The organism is Haemophilus sputorum HK 2154 (assembly GCF_000287615.1).
GTDB lineage: Bacteria > Pseudomonadota > Gammaproteobacteria > Enterobacterales > Pasteurellaceae > Haemophilus_A > Haemophilus_A sputorum.
In genome coordinates this window covers 17825-38303 of sequence record NZ_ALJP01000013.1, presented here as the reverse complement: position 1 = coordinate 38303, position 20479 = coordinate 17825, and the positions used below count along the sequence as shown (strand labels likewise).

At 39.1% G+C, this 20479-nt stretch carries 17 protein-coding genes; 3 read left to right on the top strand and 14 right to left on the bottom strand.

The features are described from left to right. Positions 1-133: 133 nt before the first annotated feature. From HMPREF1128_RS07510 to HMPREF1128_RS07465, 10 genes are all read right to left on the bottom strand, one after another. Positions 134-1450 carry a phosphatase PAP2/dual specificity phosphatase family protein gene (locus HMPREF1128_RS07510; RefSeq protein WP_007525947.1) on the bottom strand — a complete coding sequence of 439 codons (1317 nt, stop codon included), beginning with the start codon at positions 1448-1450 and terminating at the stop codon, positions 134-136. After that, positions 1450-3192: a bifunctional alpha/beta hydrolase/class I SAM-dependent methyltransferase gene (locus HMPREF1128_RS07505; protein WP_007525973.1), complete on the bottom strand. Its 1743-nt coding sequence runs from the start codon at positions 3190-3192 to the stop codon at positions 1450-1452. Before HMPREF1128_RS07505 ends, HMPREF1128_RS07510 begins: the two co-directional genes overlap by 1 nt. 2 nt (positions 3193-3194) lie before the next feature. Then, positions 3195-3806: a CDP-alcohol phosphatidyltransferase family protein gene (locus tag HMPREF1128_RS07500; protein ID WP_007525936.1), complete on the bottom strand. Its 612-nt coding sequence runs from the start codon at positions 3804-3806 to the stop codon at positions 3195-3197. A 299-nt stretch (positions 3807-4105) separates the two neighbouring features. After that, positions 4106-4675, bottom strand: a complete 570-nt coding sequence (locus HMPREF1128_RS07495; protein ID WP_007525967.1) for a hypothetical protein — start codon at positions 4673-4675, stop codon at positions 4106-4108. A gap of 63 nt (positions 4676-4738) precedes the next feature. Continuing rightward, positions 4739-5962 carry a DUF711 family protein gene (locus HMPREF1128_RS07490; RefSeq protein WP_007525934.1) on the bottom strand — a complete coding sequence of 408 codons (1224 nt, stop codon included), beginning with the start codon at positions 5960-5962 and terminating at the stop codon, positions 4739-4741. A gap of 51 nt (positions 5963-6013) precedes the next feature. Continuing rightward, positions 6014-6655, bottom strand: a complete 642-nt coding sequence (gene purN, locus HMPREF1128_RS07485; RefSeq protein ID WP_007525955.1) for a phosphoribosylglycinamide formyltransferase — start codon at positions 6653-6655, stop codon at positions 6014-6016. A gap of 56 nt (positions 6656-6711) precedes the next feature. Continuing rightward, a complete protein-coding gene (gene glyA / locus HMPREF1128_RS07480; protein WP_007525974.1) occupies positions 6712-7977 on the bottom strand; it encodes a serine hydroxymethyltransferase in 1266 nt (421 codons plus the stop codon). A 159-nt stretch (positions 7978-8136) separates the two neighbouring features. After that, the gene (apbC, locus tag HMPREF1128_RS07475; protein ID WP_007525925.1) at positions 8137-9234 is read right to left on the bottom strand and encodes an iron-sulfur cluster carrier protein ApbC; all 1098 of its coding nucleotides are present in this window, start codon (positions 9232-9234) and stop codon (positions 8137-8139) included. Continuing rightward, the gene (locus HMPREF1128_RS07470; RefSeq protein WP_007525963.1) at positions 9218-10816 is read right to left on the bottom strand and encodes a peptide ABC transporter substrate-binding protein; all 1599 of its coding nucleotides are present in this window, start codon (positions 10814-10816) and stop codon (positions 9218-9220) included. The genes apbC and HMPREF1128_RS07470 overlap by 17 nt, the downstream gene beginning before the upstream one ends. A gap of 102 nt (positions 10817-10918) precedes the next feature. After that, positions 10919-12802 (bottom strand): SurA N-terminal domain-containing protein, encoded by a 1884-nt coding sequence (locus HMPREF1128_RS07465; RefSeq protein ID WP_007525952.1) that lies wholly within the window; start codon positions 12800-12802, stop codon positions 10919-10921. Positions 12803-13016: 214 nt separating this feature from the next. On the opposite strand from HMPREF1128_RS07465, the gene HMPREF1128_RS07455 reads away from it, so the two are divergent. The 3 genes from HMPREF1128_RS07455 (at position 13017) to ilvY (ending at position 15652) form a co-directional block, all read left to right on the top strand. Then, a complete protein-coding gene (locus tag HMPREF1128_RS07455) occupies positions 13017-14327 on the top strand; it encodes a cation:proton antiporter (protein WP_007525948.1) in 1311 nt (436 codons plus the stop codon). A gap of 119 nt (positions 14328-14446) precedes the next feature. Further along, positions 14447-14716, top strand: coding sequence for a 30S ribosomal protein S15 (gene rpsO, locus HMPREF1128_RS07450; protein ID WP_005597777.1), 270 nt, complete (start codon positions 14447-14449; stop codon positions 14714-14716). 54 nt (positions 14717-14770) lie between these two features. Further along, the gene (gene ilvY, locus HMPREF1128_RS07445) at positions 14771-15652 is read left to right on the top strand and encodes an HTH-type transcriptional activator IlvY (protein ID WP_007525961.1); all 882 of its coding nucleotides are present in this window, start codon (positions 14771-14773) and stop codon (positions 15650-15652) included. A 65-nt stretch (positions 15653-15717) separates the two neighbouring features. On the opposite strand, the gene HMPREF1128_RS07440 is transcribed toward ilvY, so the two are convergent. The 4 genes from HMPREF1128_RS07440 to xthA form a co-directional block, all read right to left on the bottom strand. Further along, positions 15718-16773, bottom strand: coding sequence for a lysozyme inhibitor LprI family protein (locus HMPREF1128_RS07440; protein WP_007525969.1), 1056 nt, complete (start codon positions 16771-16773; stop codon positions 15718-15720). 12 nt (positions 16774-16785) lie between these two features. Continuing rightward, positions 16786-17316, bottom strand: a complete 531-nt coding sequence (locus HMPREF1128_RS07435) for a hypothetical protein (protein ID WP_007525950.1) — start codon at positions 17314-17316, stop codon at positions 16786-16788. Positions 17317-17501: 185 nt separating this feature from the next. Beyond that, positions 17502-19499: a transketolase gene (tkt, locus tag HMPREF1128_RS07430; protein WP_007525972.1), complete on the bottom strand. Its 1998-nt coding sequence runs from the start codon at positions 19497-19499 to the stop codon at positions 17502-17504. Positions 19500-19658: 159 nt separating this feature from the next. Then, positions 19659-20462: an exodeoxyribonuclease III gene (gene xthA / locus HMPREF1128_RS07425; RefSeq protein WP_007525938.1), complete on the bottom strand. Its 804-nt coding sequence runs from the start codon at positions 20460-20462 to the stop codon at positions 19659-19661. Positions 20463-20479: the final 17 nt, after the last annotated feature.

Here is a 20479-nt window from a genome sequence, read left to right as displayed (position 1 = left end):
ATGCAAATAAAGCAAAGCTACCGCTAATAACAGATTGAAAAAAATACAATGCTCTTTAATTAGGCTTGCTATCAACAAAACTAAATTTAGCACCGCCATATAACGTGCGGTCGCTAAAAAATGTGCGGTTGTTTTAATTGTAGTTTGTTCCAGTTCCATTTTTTGTCTCTATATGAAATTGCTGACTTGCTAACTCAATCCGCTCGCAAACAGTGTGAGAAATTGCCATTTTCGGACGAACGCGCTTAACGGTATTGATTGCTTGTTCTAGATTTGACACTCTGCCGGTGGCAAGCAGCCATGTCAGCACCACCGCAACACTACGCCCATACCCCAATGCGCAAGCCACCAGCACTTGTGCATTTTCAGCCTGCAAGCGATCTAATTTGCGAGCAGCTTGGCAAATTTCATTGACACTTGGCGGCACCAAATCGAGCATTAAGGCCTGTTCATAAACATAAGGTAGTTTGCAACAAGGAAGTTCTGCGCAGCAATCCAATACCGCATCAAACTGACGGCTTATGGTAATGCTTCCTACAAAAACGCCATCACAGACGACCGCACTTTTTGCCTTGCCTTGCAACCAATACACAATGTTTAATCTTGCCCCCAGTAGATAAGGCAAAAATAAAGCGATACTGCCTGCCGTCAATTTTCCGTTTAACTGTTTTTGAAAAATTGCTACACCTCGCCAATAAGCCATTGCAACCAAGCCAAGCGCTATTGCAGCCCATAAGCACCAAAGCCATCCACCGCCTAAGCAAGCGAGCCCAATACAAGCGATTGCACCCAATAAATAAAAGCGCATCAATCGATGGTGAGAAGCGGTCAGATTTTGTGAAGATTTTGCAAAAATCGGAGATGGTTGGTTTTCCGGTAGCAACCACAACACGCCAAAACCAGCAACAGCACCTGTAGGTAAATCTAAAAAATGATGCTGGTAGGTGGTTAAAATCGAAAGCGCAATTAGCCCAAACCATAGGCAAAGTGGTATTCGCCATTTCGGGAAATGGCGCCAATAAAACGCGCCAACTACAACAGTTAGAATAATGTGTAGGGAGGGAGCCTGATTATAAGGCTGGTCAAAACCCGCTAACGACTCAAATAAAAAACCAGCAACGCCCGAAGTTTCGGGTTTCTGCCACGTTATTTGTAACGGGAAAAGCAAAAATCCCGCTACGGCAATTGCTTGAGCAAGTAATAATCGAGCAACATAATGGCGTAGTTGTGTGCGATTTCGGCTCAGAAAAAAAGCCAAGGCGTACAGCAAATTCAGCGACCAATAAGGGACAATTGTCCATGCTACAAATTGAATATGTTGCTCCCAAGCAAACACTATTTCCGGTACGTTCTCACGCAATGCGGTGAGATAGTTCGTCAAACCGTAGCTGACATAGAACAATACACCGACACCAAGCAGATACCCCAAGCGGGTTTTGTAATTTAGCATTAAATTTTAACCGCTAGACTCACGGTAAAAATGCCATCTTCATCAATCCATTGATGGATTTTTCTAAAACCGGCTTTTTCTACCAATTGATCCATTTCTTGCTGGCTACGACGGCGCATAACCCAATTTGGACTTCCCTCTTTGTGACTGGTTAAGCATCGGGCAATCAATTCCAATTGTGGATGCCAAGGCTGTCCGGTATAAATCAGATAGCCACCTGTCTCAATTGCTGTCCCGAAACCATTGAGAGAATGCATAATCAAATCATTATCGGCAAACAGTTCATGTAAGCCTGAAACGATCCCTAAAGTAGGACGAGGGGTTAACGCTTGATAATTAGCAGGATCAAAAGCATTCACTTCATCAAAGGAGACGATCTCTTGCAAGCCACGCTCAACAATCAACTTACGTCCTGCAGTAACGTTAATTGGGCTGTAATCACGCAAACGCACTGAATTCGGATGATTTTCGGCAGTTAATGCATCCAACACATAACGCCCGTGGCCGGATGCAATATCCAATACATCAACTGGTTTACCCACCTCACGCAATTTAGTCATTGCTAGATTAATTGCCTTGGCGATATTTGCCTTACGTTGACGAATGCCCCGCCAGCCTATGGCATTTAAGTAATTTTTATCGACCAACCGCCCAAAGGTGTTTGTGCCTTGTGGCTGGTTTTGATAAACATAATCCAAAGTACTACCGGAATCGTAGCCCGTTTCTTGACCAATACGTAATCCCTCACTCCAACGTGAACCGAGCTTCATCAATGCGCGATAACTGGCCCAAAATAATCCACGTGGTGAATAAGGCGATAGTGGCGTGGCTAATTCATCCGCCTCTACCCGACTTGGACCGGCAATATGGGCTTGAGTACAATCGATAGTTTGTAATGGCGCCTCAAAGCGTTCACGAATAAAACGTCGCATTGGCTCAAACACAAGGTGATTATTCTGTTCGCCTAAAGTATCGTGATAGAAACCCGACATCACATGGCGTTCTTTGATGTGACTTGCGAGGTGATTATAAAAATCATGCTGTGGCTTGTGATGCACAACCCAATCGGCACCAGAAATAAAAAGTTGAATTGGCGTCGTAATCGCTTGAGCATCAGCCACTATACGTTCGGCGGCCTCATATAAGCCTAATAAAATACGGGCGGAAATGGCGCGGGTAATCAACGGATCTTGATTAAAACTCTCTTGATGATCCTTGTTGTGAGTAAGGTAATGGGCTTTCACATAGCTATTTACAAAGAAATTGCCCTTCACTTTAGACCATAATGCCAACCCTTGACGTGCAAAGGGCACATAAAGCTTCACTTTGAATGCTGGGGAGGCCAGCACAGCACAACGGATTTTAGGCGCATAATCATGTAACCAAGTGGACACCAATACTGCACCCACGCTTTGTGCGATCACACAAATATTTTCCTGAGGGATTTGATATTCCTGTTCAATATGTTGCATAAAGGCTTGAATATCAGAAACCGAAGTACCAAAACTTGGACTATCTCCGCGCTCACCTGGACTGTTACCGTGCCCACGGGCATCCCATGCGAAATAGGCAAAATCATCAAAACCTAACTCGTCTGCCACAAACATCATTCTTCCTGAATGTTCATGCCCACGATGAAATAGCACAATCGCCTTATCATTGCGCCCATCTTTGGCAGGGCGATAGCGATAAAATAATTCAGTATTATCTGCCGTTTTGAAGAATTTTTGTTGTTCAGTCATGATTATTTTCCTTCTTCAGATATATCCAATCCCTGTTTCACACGGCGGTAAGCGGTCAAAATTAAAGCCAGATTTGCCAACCAAAAGAGCCAGCTTAAATAGGTTGGTAATTCGCTGAAATAAGCATAGGCTAAGCCCAATGCACCTATTAAAAATGCACGGTCGCTTTTACCTAGCGGCCCATCATAGCGACGACCATTACCATGCACTTGTCCTAATACCCCACAAAATTCCGTCATCATCGCCAAGAAAATAAATGCAATCACCGATTCAGCGGAGAACGGTGATACAAAGGCAAAGGGTAAATAAAGGGCTGCATCGGCAACCACATCGGTAATCTCATTTAAATAGCCACCTAAGGCAGATTTTTGATTAAACTCCCGCGCCAACATACCATCCATTGCATTCAAGGCCATGCGCAGAAATAACCAAATCGGCAACAGATAAAAAAGCTCAGAAATGGAAGCAAAAAGGGTAAGAATTGCGCCTAAAATAAGCGAAAGCCCACAAGCGAAAAGTGTTACCTGATTGGCAGTAATACCGCGTTGCTCAAGACGTTTGACTAACGGACGCAACAGGTTTTGAAAGGCAGGTTTAAGTTGGTAGATGCTCATAATTTATGCTCACTCTAACTAAAAGCTTACTAATTGATTATATCCAAATCCTTTACTTAAAACTATGATGTATAAAAAATAAACCCAATCTGGCATACCAAATTGGGTTTTCTCTTTTGCAATTTATGTGGGCATTATTCTTCGTTGCCATAGTCTTTTGGCAGAAGAGATTTACCATCTAAATAAGCCTCTCCATCCCTCTCTCTTTGGCAGCTGGCGTTAAAATATTCATATATCCCCTGCAAGCAAGATTAAATCTGCTTCAACCGCCTCAATTTGAGAGGCAATCGCTTACTTATCTAGATTGGGCCCTTTTCTTTAACCAATTTCTCAATCAGTTTTGTTTCTTTAGTTTGCTCACCAGCGCTCAGTTTACGGCATTGAGCGGTCTCTTTTGTATAGGTATTAAAATTTGTCATCCTTGTTGGGCCTTTCATTTTAATCTTCATATCCAAATGATTACCACAGTCACTACAAGATGAAACAAACTCCTTATCGAATTCTTTTAATTCTGGTGATTGTTCAATGATTTTTGCGACTTGTGGTGAATGGGCGGCTTTAAATAGACGATCGGTAAAATCATAACCCAACTTATCATCATTAACCTGCCATTTGGCCTTTGCCTGTAATAAATAACGCATTCGACCTTCTTGTGTATCGATCTGAGAGATACCACGCATCAGCACAGTTTGATCCGCGCGATAGGTAATATAATCAATATGCTCAACGGGTAAGGGGGCTTTTGCAGCAGGTTTAACATGACAAATCCAATCACCCACCAACGCTTTTTCCTGTTCAGTTTGATGATGTGCTGTTGCACATCCCGATAGCAATACAGCGACAAGACTACCCAATATTAACTTTCTCATAAGATACTCCTCTTATAGACCGTAGAGATAACATTCATCACAACAAAGTAAGGATATTGTAGTTCAATCCGGAATATGTAAAAGGCGGCAGTTACATAAATCATCACTCTCAAATTCTGATATTTCACCTGCAACCTTATTCGGAATTGGGAATAAGCGTACAGTTAGTGGTTTATTTAAGCGAAATGCCATTGTTCCTGTATCGCGCATAATAGCGGCAATGCTTTCTGCCTTGACATCTCCCGCCACTGGGACTGTATCTAAACCGATACCACATACTGCACTATAAGTCAGTAAAGCTCTGATATCAAAATAGTGTTTTTGTGTACCTTCGGCTAAACCTAAATCTTCTGTTACCGCCAACATCAATCCAGAAAACCCAACCAATGGCACGTGTTGGATTGATTTAAACACTTTTGTCAATAAAGCAGAAACTTCTACTGAACCAGCCGCACCAAAATATGGCAATCCCATTAATTCATAAACTTTTGTCATGGATGCACAATTTTTCGATGGCGCCGCTGAACTATCAATGCCTGCAAATTCAAATTCGCCCGACAATTTGACCGCACTTAACATATCTAGTATTTCATCTACATGATATTGCAGAGCCTGCGACATAGCTTGATAGCAATCTGCATAAAATTGATTATGAGTAGACTTTGGTACAGATTTTAATACTTCGACTAATAAATCTGGTGTTTCTAAACCAATAACAAAACTGTTTGGCAAATGACTTAGATGATAACCGGCGGGGAAATAAGGAATAAATGGCTTGCAGTTAAAATTCACAGTAAAGTTAAAATTACCTTCGCCACGTGGTATGATGTTTGCAATTTTTTGCACGGCATAAACAGATTGCTCGATAAGTTCATTATCTAACACGCCATTTTCATCTAATGGCACATTGACACAAGCATTACACAAGTCACCATAAGCTGCGATTAACTCTGGCAATAACGCAATTTCCTCTTTATTTCTCGCCGTACCTATTGCAAATCGAATACGAATTCCACTTTCATTAAATTTATTCAATAACTCCGTTAAATACTGCAAATCTGCTTTTGCTGTCTGCAAATTGGTTAAATCCAAATATTCCCCAAAAGGATTGGTAATGACCCGAATCGATTGCAAGGTATAACCAGCTTTCTGCACAGCTGGCAATAACAAATCCACATCACGTTTCACCGAATAAAGGGCGCTTTCCCATTGCGATTTATCTTTATGTAATGTCAGAAAAAAACTGATTGTGCGAAGACGACATAATTCTTTATTTTTATAATCCATGCGATTCCTTAACATTAAATTGGGTTTTCTCTTTTGTAATTTATGTAGACATTATTCTTCGTTGCCATAGCCTTGTGGCGGGAGAAGTTTACCATCTAAATAAGCCTTTCCATCCACCTCTTTTAGGCGATCAGCACAGAACCAAGCAATGACTAACGGATAATAACTATGTTCTTGTTCTTGCACACGCGCAATCACATCCTCAATTTCATCTTCAGGAAAAATCGGGACTTTTGCTTGTAGAATAATCGAGCCACCATCGACTATCTCATTAACAAAATGAATCGTCATACCATGCTCTGTCTCATCATCGGTCATCGCACGTTGATAAGTATCTAACCCTGAATACTTTGGTAAAAGTGACGGATGAATATTAAGAATTTTCCCTGCAAAACGTTGTGTAAATGCTGGCGTTAAAATATTCATATATCCCGCAAGTACGATTAAATCAGCGCCAACCGACTCAATTTGAGAAGCAATAGCCTGATCCATGGCTTGATGTGTTTCATAAGCTTTACGTTCAAAAACAAAACTTGGAATGCCCGCTTTTTTTGCGCGTACTAATCCATAGGCATCTGCGTTATTGCTGATTACTGCGCAAATTTTCCCTGAAATTTGACCGCTTGCACATGCATCAATCATCGCCTGTAAATTAGAACCTTCGCCTGAAATCAATACGACAATATTTTTCATAACACCCTTGTAATAAAAAATAAGCGGCAAATTGCCGCTTATTATTCTTAAACAAATTATTTTGCATAAACTGGTAAGCGTTTGCAAATTGCTAACACTTTTTCTTTAGTCGCTGCAATCACTTGCTCTTCGTTTTCTTTACCTAATGCATCTAAAACATCACACATCCAGCCAGCTAACTCTTTTGAGTCTGCTTCGTTAAAACCGCGGCGTGTAATTGACGGGGTACCAACACGGATACCTGATGTCACAAATGGTTTTTGTGGGTCATTTGGTACCGCATTTTTATTTACTGTGATGTTTGCTTTACCTAATGCGGCATCCGCTGCTTTCCCTGTTAAGCCTTGTTTAATGAAACTTACCAAGAATAAGTGGTTTTCTGTGCCATTTGAAACAACATCATAGCCACGTTGTTTAAACACTTCTACCATTGCTTTAGCATTCTTAATCACATTTTGTTGGTAAACTTTGTATTCAGGCTCTAATGCTTCTTTAAAACAAACTGCTTTTGCCGCAATAATATGAACTAACGGGCCACCTTGGTTTGCTGGGAATACAGAAGATTGTAATTTTTTATAGATTTCTTCATCACCACAAGAAGAAAGAATTAAACCGCCACGTGGGCCACCTAATGTCTTGTGGGTTGTAGTCGTTACTACGTGTGCATATGGTAATGGATTTGGATATACACCTGCTGCAATTAAACCCGCAACATGTGCCATATCTACGAATAAATATGCACCAACTTCGTCTGCAATTTCACGCATTTTTTTCCAATCAACGACTTGAGAATAAGCGGAAAAACCTGCCACGATCATTTTAGGTTTGCATTCAAGCGCTTTTTTCCGCACATCTTCATAGTCAATAAGACCATCTGCAGTAATACCATAAAGCACTGAATTATAAATTTTGCCAGAGAAACTCACTTTTGCACCGTGTGTTAAGTGACCACCGTGAGCTAAATCCATACCTAAAATAGTATCGCCTGCATTGATTAACGCGCCATAAACCGCTGCATTGGCTTGAGAACCTGAATGAGGTTGCACGTTTGCATAATCTGCACCGAATAATTCTTTTGCACGATCAATAGCTAATTGTTCTACGATGTCAGCATATTCACAACCGCCATAATAGCGTTTACCAGGATAGCCTTCTGCATATTTATTGGTAAATTGAGAACCTTGCGCTTCCATTACTCGCGGGCTAGCATAGTTTTCAGATGCAATTAGTTCAATGTGCTCTTCTTGACGACGATTTTCATCAACAATCGCTTGCCATAAAATTGGGTCATAATCTTTGATATTCATGTTTGCTGTAAACATTGCTGGTTCCTCTTAAACTAATAAATTCCGCGTAAACGTTTGCGTACCTTCTATTCTACGCATTTTTTTCGTATTTTAATATCTTTTTCTAAAAAAAGCCCTGTTTAAATCTTCATAATCAATATGAATAAATCTAATACAGGGCTGTTTTATTATGAATTATTTCACTTCACGAATCATGATTTCTGAAGGAATCACACTACCTTGCCAGTAAAGTTGTGATGCGACTTTCGCCGCTAACTCTAAATATGCTTGGCTAATTTCGTTGTTAGGATCTGCTGCTACCGTTGGTGTACCCGCATCTAAATCTTGGCGTAAGCGAATGTGTAATGGTAATTTACCTAACACCTGCGTGCCATATTTATTTGCGATTTTTTCTGCACCACCTGTACCAAAAATATCTTCGTGGTGGCCACAATTGCTACAAATATGAGTACTCATATTTTCCACCACACCTAATACTGGCACAGAAACTTGTTTAAACATTGAGATCCCTTTAATGGCATCGATCAAGGCAATATCTTGCGGGGTAGTCACCACAATTGCGCCAGTCACTGGAATTTGTTGTGACAGTGTTAATTGGATATCACCTGTACCCGGTGGCATATCGATAACTAAGTAATCTAATTCATTCCACCATGTTTCGTTTAATAGCTGGCTTAATGCGCTGCTTGCCATTGGACCACGCCAAATAGTTGCGTTATCTTCTGGCATTAAATAGCCAATAGAGTTAGATTGTAAGCCAAAAACTTCAATCGGATTGATATGTTTGTTATCTGGTGAGAATGGACGTTGATCTTTTGCACCTAACATATGCGGAATAGATGGGCCATAAATATCCGCATCTAAAATCCCTACCTTCGCGCCCTGTGCTTTTAATGCTAAAGCTAAGTTCACAGAAGTCGTTGATTTACCTACGCCACCTTTACCAGAAGTTACCGCAATAATGTTTTTCACACCATTAACTGCTGGATGGCTATTTGCACGTTTTAACGTTGCAATTTGGTATTGTAAAATCCATTTAATCTCTGAAGCCCCTGTTATTTCACGCAGTTTGCTTTCTGTTGCTTGTTTAAGCGCTTCAAAGCCAGTATTCCAAGCAAATGGCATCACAAATTCTAAGCGTAAAATCCCCATACCTAATTCTGCTTTTTTGAAAGCATTGATGCTAATCAAATCTTTCTCAAGCGTTGGATGGGTAAAGTTTTTAAAGAGAAACTGAATGTCACTCAATTGTTGTTCAGTTAGTTGGTTCATTGCTGTCCTTATCGTTTTCTAATCGTTGACGGGATAAATCTTTACTATAAATTACTTCACTTGGGTTAGTCATTTCAATACCTAAAAGGGTGGGTTCTACTTTTAACCAAGTTTGATATTGAAACATCGGTAAAATCACAACATCCTCTTCTAACCATTGCGTAATCTGGCGAATTAAGGCAGTACGCGCTGGCTCACTTAATGTTCGATTTTGTAATTGTTCTAATGCCTTATCGACCTTTTCATTACGGTAGTGGGTTTTATTGTCTGCACTCGCAGAATGATATTTCCACAAAAAAACAGCTGGATCAGGATAATCCGCGCACCAACCTGCACGAATTAAGTCAAAATCTTTCTCTGCATGTTTTGCTAATAAGGTTTCAAAATTGACCGCTTGTGGCTGAATATAAACTAAATCCGACTCACCTAACGTGCGAAGCATCTTACTTGCTATCGCACCATGTTGCCCCTGTTCATCATAAGTTAATCTTAATTTCAAAGGCTTTTCCACACTTACACCAGCTTGTGTTAGCAATCGCTCAAATACAGTAGGTTGCCACTGGCGCTCATTCTCGCCATTCATCTGTTTGGGCAAAATGGCATCATTAAAAATACCGTAGGGCGTGCTGATTCTTGCCGAATGAATCTTCATTTTTAGCGCTTGGCGCACTTCTTTTCGACTAAGTTGCGGGTGCGCAAAATTAAATTCATAGAAATAAGTACAAAGCCGAGGCAAAGCCACATTTGCCTGTAGCGAAGAAGCGGGCACATTTTCGACCAAATCATTGTTAGCAAACGGCTGATTAGGCGCTAATAAACGATATTCTACCGTAGAAAATGGCGTTTCAATTTGTCGAGTGGCCAGAATAATTTTATGTGGTTGAATCTCATCAACAACATAGCTGGCATTCGTTGGAAATTGTGCCAAAGCACTTGGCTTTTCACCTTGATAAGTAGGTAATAAAGCCACATGTGCTAACATTTTTGGTAATTCACTATTAGGTTTTTCTAAAACAATTTTTAATGTATTCGCATTCACAGCTTCTACACCAAGCGCATTTGCAGGTTTCTCACCTAAAACAACCGCTTGTGCTTGTTTTATTCCCGTAAAAATCAAATATGCGCTAAGTGGAGAATGCGGTTTCTGCTGCGCCAGCCGTTGCCAACTCAACACAAAATCAGATGCACTCACCGATTCGCCATTCGACCAAGTCGCTTTTTCATCTAAAATAAACAGCCAAGTGCGATTATCTTCTGTAACCCAGTTTTGAGCAACCGCCGGTACGATATTGCCTTTGGTATCAAAAGCAGTTAACCCAACAAACAGATCGCGCACTAATGCCCCTTCGCTATTATGCGTTACCCAATGTGGATCTAATACAAAACTTTCTGCATAAAACGCCCGCCTTAAAGTATGCGCTTTATTTTGCGTTTGTTGCATTTCTGCTATCTGTTGTTTTTTTTCAGGAGAAGTGTTGAGCTTATCGCAGCCCGTTATCACCGATATACAAGCGGTCAAAATCATCACAAATTTTACCAATTTGCGATCAAAAACGTTGCGATTTATTCGTTTTTTGCTCATTAAGCCCAACTCTCCTATAACATTGCGCTATTATACGAGATAAGCGAATAAACAAAAACACCTAAAGCCCAAAGGGTTTTAGGTGTTTAATATTACTTAAACTTAGTGATTTGCTGTATTCGCAGAAAGAGATTCTAAAAACTCTTCACTGATATCAATAGATGCACGTTCACGCAGATCTTTCATAAAATCATCACGTAAAACAGAGCCTTCTTCTCGATTGAATTGCGCAATCAACGGTTGGAATTCAGCTAAAGTACCATCAGTTACGCTATCTAATGCCACAATCGTAATATCGCCTTCTTTATTGCGAGATTGCGCAAAAGTTGCTTTATCTGCTGGTTTTGGCATTGCAAATAAAGTGTTTGCTAATACTGCATCTTCAATTTTTGCTTGAGCATAAACGAAAGTTTTTGCTGGCGCAAAATTCACGTTGACAGACTGGCCTTCATTTAATGCTTTCACATCACTTTCTACTTTTGCTAATAAAGCATGTTCTGCTTTTTGACGTTTAACCGCTGCTTCCACCTCTTTAGCTGCTTGCTCAAACGTTTTCACGCTAGAAGGCTGGTAGTCACTTACACGGACAATTAAAGTCGCAGGCGTGTTATCACGGCTTACATCAAAGGCCTCAGAGTTTTGCCCACTTTGACGTAAATCGCCTTCAAATAATGCTTTAATCACTTTATCATTTGCTAATACAGCAGGTACATTTTCACGGCTAAATGCTTCGGTTTTTTGTACTGTTAAACCTGCATTTTTCGCTACCACCTCTAATGAACCACTATTTTCTACCGCATCATTTGCCATTTGGCTTGCGACTGAAGAATAAGCACTGTCTTTTAATTGTGATTGAAGTGTAGCAACAATTTGTGCTTTAACTTGCTCAAGTGGTAATACGATTTCTGCTTTACGATCTAATAATTTGATTAAATGATAATTGCCATCCACTTTAATCACAGGGCTAACTTTACCAACAGTTAATACATCCGCAGCGTACTCAAAAGCCTCCGGATAAGTTCCTTTAGCTGCCCAACCTAAATCACCGCCATTCCCTGCTGATAATTGATCTTGCGATTTTTCTTTTGCTAACTGAGCAAAATCTGCACCATTTTGTAAAGCTTGCGCAATTTCATTTGCTTGTGCTTCATCCGCTACTTGAATATGCGCTAAACGACTTTCACCACGTATTGTGAAAGCATCGCGATTTTTCGCATAATCATCTTCAATTTGTGCATCTGTTAATGTCGCTTTATCCTTTACCGCTTCAGGTGTTAATAACACATATTCTACGGTAACCTTTTCAGGGTTCATTAAAGTTGCTTTATGTGCATCATAATAGGCTTGTAATTCTTGCTCAGAAGCGGTCTGTTTTTGTGCTTCATCTGCAATAGAAAAGGTTGCGATGCGCGCTTGACGTTTTTGCAACAACCATTTTGCCATTTGAGTTTGTTGTGCAGGCACAGTAAAGTGACTTACTAAAACACCCTCTTGGATTTGATCAAATAAAATCCCTTGAGCAATCATTGCCGCATAACCATCTGCAGTAACTTGTGCATTACGTAATGCTGCTAAATAAAGATCGTTATTGAACTTACCATCTTGTTGGAACGCAGGATTACTTACGATCGTTTTCTTGATTTGATCCGCTCCCACACCTAATTTTAATTCGTTAGCGTATTGACGGAACAATTCATTATCAATCAAACCGTCAAGGACAGATTGGTTAAATTGCGCTGCAAATTCTGGATTATCTAATAAATCCCATGCTTTTTCGCCTTGTCGGTTCACTAAATCCGTTTGTTGACGGTTTTTCACTTGTTGGAATTGCTCTTGAGAAATTTCAACACCATTAACTTTTACCGCATAATTACTGCGGCCAACCAAGTTTGTTCCAATCCCGCCTAATACAAACGAAAGCATTACTAAAGTAAATACAAATTTAAAAACTGGACGGTTCGTCCAGTCATTCCATCTTTCAATCATTCAATCAATCCTATCTTGCACGGAAATAATATAAAAATTAGCGGAATTATACTGTAAAGTTGCCTATTCTCAAACGACAAATTAATACAAAGCCTATGCGCTTTTTGCAAAATTTCTCTCAAATTCAACCGCTTGTTATGCTTTTTTCTTTTCATTTTTAACAAAATTTGATTTAATTTCTTCTCTAATCTGCCTTTTATCATGAGGAATTACCATGGGTATTTATGCCTATCTCTGTTTTCTTTCCGCTCTCTCGATTTTACTCGGCTTTATTACCAGCAAAATCAGCGCCAAAGTGCAATCTACGATTGCCATTACTGCTGCTGCGATGGTTTGCTCACTTTTAGTCTGGATTCTCGGCTCACTTGGTTGGTTTAAAATTGATGAAATCGCAAAAAGCGTGATGGAGCAAATTGACTTCAAAAGCTTCCTACTTAACGGGATTTTAGGCTTCTTACTCTTTGCCGGCTCATTAGGTGTTAAATTACCAGTGTTAAAAGATCAAAAATGGGAAATTACCACCTTTGCTCTCTTCTCAACACTGGCATCAACCTTCTTTATTGCCATTATTATTTGGGCTTTTGCTAATCTTATTGGTTTACCAATTGATTTTATTTATTGTGTGGTTTTTGGTGCCTTAATTTCTCCAACCGACCCGATTGCCGTATTGGCAATTATCAAAAACTTACGCGCCCCAAAACGATTATCTATGCAAGTTGAAGGCGAATCACTTTTCAATGATGGCGTAGGTTTGGTTATTTTCGTGACGGTTTTTGCTGTTGCTTTTGGCGGACAAGAAGCGACATTTTCTGGCATTTCAAGCTTATTTTTGCATGAAGCTATCGGTGGGATTTTATTCGGATTCGTGCTAGGTTTTATTGCACATATTCTCATTTCTAGCACGGATGATGGTTCTTTAGAAATTCTTATTACGTTGACTATTCCAACGGCTGGCTTCATGTTTGCGAGCAATATCTTACACGTTTCTGGAGCTTTAGCGATGGTAGTTGCAGGTATCATGATTGGTAACTGGACTCGCCGTTCTGGCTTCTCTGAACAGAGCCAACGTTATTTAGATCACTTTTGGGAGATGATTGACCATTTCTTAAACTCGTTACTCTTCTTCCTTATCGGTTTTGCGCTTCTCTTGGTAGATTTTAATATTTACGGCATTGTGTTAATGATTGCTGCTATTCCAGCTTGTTTAGCTGCACGCTATTTAAGTTTATGGATTCCCTTTAAAGTGATGCAACAATTTAGAACATACAACCCTTACACCTTAAAAATCATGACTTGGGGTGGCTTACGAGGTGGTTTGGCACTAGCCATGGCGCTTTCTATTCCGAGCAAAACAGCCTTTGCCGGCGATATTGATGTTAAAGATATTATTTTGGTGATGACCTATGCGGTAGTAATGTTCTCGATTTTAGTACAAGGCTCAACCATTGAACCGAGTATTCGTAAATCAAAAACCGTTGACCCAAATAGAGAAGCTTATTTGCAACCAAGCAAAAGTTCACATTAAAAATGCAAATTTTAGTTGAAATTTAACCGCTTTATCTTTAAAATTTTGGCTTCCTGTCCTCGCTGAGTTAGAGATCGGCGAGTGATGTATTATCAACCCTTAACAAAAAGGAAAATAACATGTCTCTAAGCGTAGAAGCAAAAGCGAAAATCGTTGCTGAATTTGGTCGTGATGCAAAAGATACTGGTTCTTCAGAAGTTCAAATTGCATTATTAACAGCACAAATCAACCACTTACAAGCACACTTTGCTGAGCACAAAAAAGATCACCACGGTCGTCGTGGTTTATTACGTATGGTTTCACGCCGTCGTAAATTATTAGACTACTTAAAACGTACTGATCTTGCTAAATATTCAGAAACTATTGCACGTTTAGGTTTACGTCGCTAATTTCAGAATTAATGAAAACCGAGCTTTGGCTCGGTTTTTTTATGTGTAATGATTATGGAATTCCAACATCTTAAACTTTTCATTGATTTAGCCCAAAGCCGTAGTTTTATCCGCACAGCAGAAAAAAACTATATGAGTGCTTCAACGCTTACCCGCCAAATTCAACAAATTGAAGAAAAAATCGGGCAACCACTATTGATCAGAGATAACCGCCAAGTGCATTTAACCGATGCTGGCAGAAAATTCTTAGAATTTGCCAATCAAAGCTGGGCGCATTGGCAACAATTTCAGCATCAATTATCAAGTAATCAAACGGAATTAGAGGGCGAACTCAAGCTTTTTTGCTCGGTGACGGCAACTTATAGCCACCTGCCTGCAATTTTAGAGCGCTTTCGTCAACGCCATCCAAAAGTAGAAATTAAGCTTAATACAGGAGATCCCTCGCAAGCATTAAGCAATGTACAATCTATGCAAGCTGATCTTTCGCTCGCAGGCAAACCTGAATCGCTACCTACCAACATTGATTTTCACTATATTGATGAAATTAAACTCTCACTGATTGTGCCACGTATCGCTTGTGCCGCAACGCAATTATTGCAACAGCAGCCAATTAACTGGCAAGAAATGCCATTTATTCTGCCACTAGATGGCCCTGCTCGAAAACGTATTGATCATTGGTTTAAAACCCAGAAAATAAAATCTCCAAAAATTTATGCTACTGTTGCAGGACATGAAGGTATTGTCCCAATGGTTGCGCTTGGTTGTGGTGTTGCCCTACTACCTGATGTCGTTATTCAACATAGCCCAGCTAACAGCCAAGTCTCTTATTTTCACTTACCCGTTCCGATTGAACCGTTTGAGCTTGGTGTTTGTGTCCAACATAAACGCTTACAAGAACCTGTGCTCAATGCTTTTTGGAAATTGCTTTCTAAATAGCAACAAGCGGTAGAATTTGCAAATTATTTTGCAAATTCTACCGCTTAATATCATAGATTATCTGACTACTTAATGTATTGTTTTACACCTGGTAAAAGAAGATCTTTAACCTCTTCTAGCTCTAAATATACAGAACCTTGATTTCTGCCTAAATAAATCCCAACACCAGTATTAGTTAATGACATATATAGATCATCTTCAATAGAAAAATGCTCCCCACCATATATTCGATTCTCCGATTCTATTTTTTTCTCGAAAAGTACTTCTAACTTTTTCTTATTTGCTTTTGGAAAGATATCGATAAACGTTGCTCTTTTCTTTTTCACTAAATCAAAAGTCGCCTCAAATTCATAGTCCTCAGAGACATTTCCATATTCAGGATACCAGTCCCAATTTTGAAAATTAAACGTAACAAATTTTGAAAATTGACCAACTAGCTCAACCTTAACTTTTTCACCAATAGATCCAGGTGTAGTACAACCTTCTTCAAAAGAATCATTCTTAAATTTCTTTTCTAAAGCCTTAACTGCATCAGTTCTTGTCAGTAAAGATTTGGGTTCAACATTTAAGATATATGAGAATAAAATGCTATCAAGCCAATCAATATTAGTTCTATCCATAGTTACAGAAATAGTAAAAATATTTTCATATTTCTTTTCATCACAATGATTTAGTAAATTAACTACTCTACTTTTCTCAAATAATATGTCCTTTTTTGTGCTTATTTTGGGAATATTTGTAGAGGCTAGATTATCTTCGGCTGGCTTTAATGTAGCTGCCTTAGCAGAAAGTGATTCTGCTCTCTCTTTATTTAAATCCATTAAACACTTCTGCTTATTATCGCTAATTTCGCAGTTTTTATTACGGTTGACTAACCACGCTTTTTGAGCTTCTTCAAAAGCTAACGCTTTTTCAGGATCTGCTTTTTGATAGTTTGCATAAATAGCATTATAAGATTTAGTAATTTGTTTTTTATAAACATCTGAAGCTTTTTCTGCACAAAGTTCAATAATACCATCCGTTGATGCTCCAGCTTTATCTAAACAAGCTTGGTAAGGGTCACTTTCAGCAAATGCTGAAGTTGATAATGCTAACGTAGAGAGGAGGAAAATTTTTTTCATAGTTAATTCCTTTTAGTTGATTTGGGTTTTCTTTAAGATTTTCATTTCAGGTAATTTGACTTCATATTCAAATTTTTTACTTGGCATTGCATTACCATCATTTTCAGCGTATTCGCTACTCACTATTGAAATTATACCGATTTCTTTTTGGGTTACTTTTTCAATAAAACGTGGGTTAATTTCAGAATTTAAAGTAAATAAATCATATTCTTTAGGTTCAGTAATAGAGATGTAACCATTTTTCATTAAAGCTGATGGACCAAAATAAACTGGTGTTAATTTCGCAAAATTGGTACCACTACCACCATCACAATCGCCATAATAAATAACAACATAAGAAACTATGCCATCTTCTTTATCTTCCTCCATTAAAAAAACATTTTTATCAGGAGATTTTCCAACAAGAGGAGTAACTTCGCAATAAACTGCATTACCAAATCCCATAGCTTTTTGATAAGCTATTTTGACTTGTTCGGTATGAGTATGTGCATGAACTAAAGAAGATAGTGAAAATAATGTAAGCGCAAGAAAGGATTTTTTCATAGAATTTTCCGTAATTAGATGAAATAGTTTAGCTATCATACTAACTAATTATTTTTTGCAACTTACTTTCAATATGATTTTATATCCTGTCAAATTAGAAAATAAAACCCGTTAATAACGGGTTAAATAATTAAACAAAAAGCGAGAGCCTAAAACTCTCGCTTTTTCACTTTTATTATAGAAACTTATAAAATTTCTTTTGCTTTAGCCACTACGTTTTCAACAGTGAAACCGAAGAGTTTGAATAATTCATTCGCAGGTGCAGATTCACCAAAGCTATTCATACCCACGATCTTACCTTCAAAACCAACGTATTTATACCAGAAATCAGATAACTGTGCTTCAATCGCCACACGTTTAGTTACCGCTTTAGGTAATACTGCTTCACGGTATGCTGCATCTTGTTTATCAAACACATTGGTGCTTGGCATTGAAACTACACGGACTTTTTTACCTTCAGCTTCAAGCACTTCAGCTGCTTTAACCGCTAACTCAACTTCAGAGCCTGTTGCAATGAAGATTAAATCTGGTGTACCCGCGCAATCTTTTAAGATATAACCTCCACGAGCAATATCTGCTAGTTGTGCAGCATTACGTGGTTGTTGTTGCAGATTTTGACGTGTAAAGATTAACGCACTTGGGCCTTCTTTACGTTCAATAGCTGCTTTCCACGCTACTGCAGATTCCACTTGATCAGCTGGACGCCATGTTTCAAGATTTGGAATATAACGTAATGATGCGGTTTGTTCTACCGGTTGATGGGTTGGGCCATCTTCACCTAAACCAATTGAATCGTGCGTATAAACAAAGATTGAACGTTGTTTCATTAACGCCGCCATACGTACTGCATTATGAGCATATTCGTAGAACATTAAGAAGGTTGCACCGTAAGGAATAAAGCCGCCATGTAATGCAATACCGTTCATAATGGCAGACATACCGAACTCACGCACACCGTAGTTGATATAGTTACCATCTACATTATGATCAGCACGAATTGGTTTTGAACCAGACCATAAGGTTAAGTTTGAACTTGCTAAGTCTGCTGAACCACCAAGTAATTCTGGTAATACGTGTGCATAAGCTTCAATTGCGTTTTGTGATGCTTTACGGCTTGCAATCGCTGCTGGATTTGCTTGTAATTTTTCAACAAACGCTTGGCTTTCTTGTGCCCAATTTGCTGGTAATTCACCGCTTACACGACGTTTAAATTCTGCTGCTAATTCAGGGTATGCTGCTTCATATGCTGCAAATTTAGCATCCCATGCGCGCTCTTGCTCTGCACCTTTTGCTTTAGCATCCCATTGTGCATAAACATCTGCAGGGATTTCGAATGGTGCATAAGTCCAATTTAATGCCTTACGAGTTAATTCAATTTCTTCATTACCTAATGGCGCACCATGACAATCATGTGATGCTGATTTATTTGGAGAACCGTAACCAATAATAGTTTTACAAATAATTAATGTTGGACGATCTTTTTCTGCTTTTGCATTCTCAATAGCAAATTTGATTTGTTCCGCATCATGACCATCAACATTGCGGATAACTTGCCAGCCATAAGCTTCGAAGCGTTGTGCAGTATCATCTGAGAACCAACCATCAACATGACCATCAATAGAGATATTGTTATCGTCATAGAATGCGATAAGTTTGCCTAAGCCTAAAGTTCCAGCTAAAGAACAAGCTTCATGCGAAATACCTTCCATTAAACAGCCATCACCTAAAAACGCGTAGGTGTAATGGTCAACAATTTCATGACCCTCACGGTTAAATTGACCTGCTAAAGTTTTCTCAGCAATTGCCATCCCAACCGCATTGGTAATACCTTGGCCTAATGGACCTGTTGTGGTTTCAACACCTGGTGCATAACCATATTCTGGGTGGCCTGGGGTTTTTGAGTGTAATTGGCGGAATTGTTTTAAATCTTCAATAGAAAGATCATAGCCGGTTAAATGTAATAAGCTATAAATTAGCATTGAACCATGACCATTAGACAGAACAAAGCGGTCGCGATCTGCCCATTTAGGATTGGTCGGGTTATGTTTTAAGAAATCACGCCATAAAACTTCGGCAATATCTGCCATTCCCATTGGCGCGCCCGGGTGACCTGAGTTCGCTTTTTGTACTGCATCCATACTTAAAACACGAATTGCATTCGCTAGTACTTTACGTTCTGCCATTGTAATCTCCTCATCGAAAATGACTGTTTTTGATTAGTTATGATTGTAATAGATTTCAAAAGAAAACTCAAAACAATCAGCCCGTTTGTAATTCAACTCACAAACTACGTCTCACCGAAACAAGCGGTGAGTTTTTATGATTTTTTTACCAATTAAAGTTTATTTAAATACTGCCCAAACTGGAGAGTGATCTGATGGTTTTTCCATTGCACGAATCTCTAGATCAATCCCCGTTTCTACACAGCGCTCCGCCAGTGATTTTGATGCTAATATCAAGTCAATTCTTAATCCACGGTTATCATCAAAACCTTTTGAGCGATAATCAAACCATGAAAATTTATCATTAGCCTGTGGATTCATTTGGCGAAATGTGTCAACCAGACCATAGTCATATAAACGCGCTAGCCACTCACGTTCTTCAGGTAAAAATGAGCATTTACCATCGCGCAACCAACGTTTACGGTTTGGCTCACCAATGCCAATATCTAAATCGGTTGGGCTAATATTCATATCGCCCATAATAACAATTGGATGACTTGGTTTTAATTCAGTTTCCAAATAATGTTGTAAATCTGCATAAAATTTAGCTTTTGCTGGGAATTTAGTTTCATGGCTACGATTTTCCCCTTGTGGGAAATAGCCATTTAATACGGTTAATACCCCAAATTCAGTTTCAATATCAGCCATAATCATACGTTTTTGAGCATCAGGCTCATCATTTGGAAAACCTCTGCGCACAGCAAGCGGTGCTTTTTTAGTAAGCAGCGCTACACCATAATGCCCTTTTTGTCCATGATGAAAAATATGGTAGCCTAAATTTTCAACTAAATGATGTGGAAACTCTTCATCAGCCACTTTGATTTCTTGTAAACCAATCACATCTGGCTGATGTTTATCAATAATAGCTTCTAATTGATGTGGTCTGGCACGTAATCCATTGATATTAAAAGAGATAAATTTCATTTTTTCCTTAAGTGAGA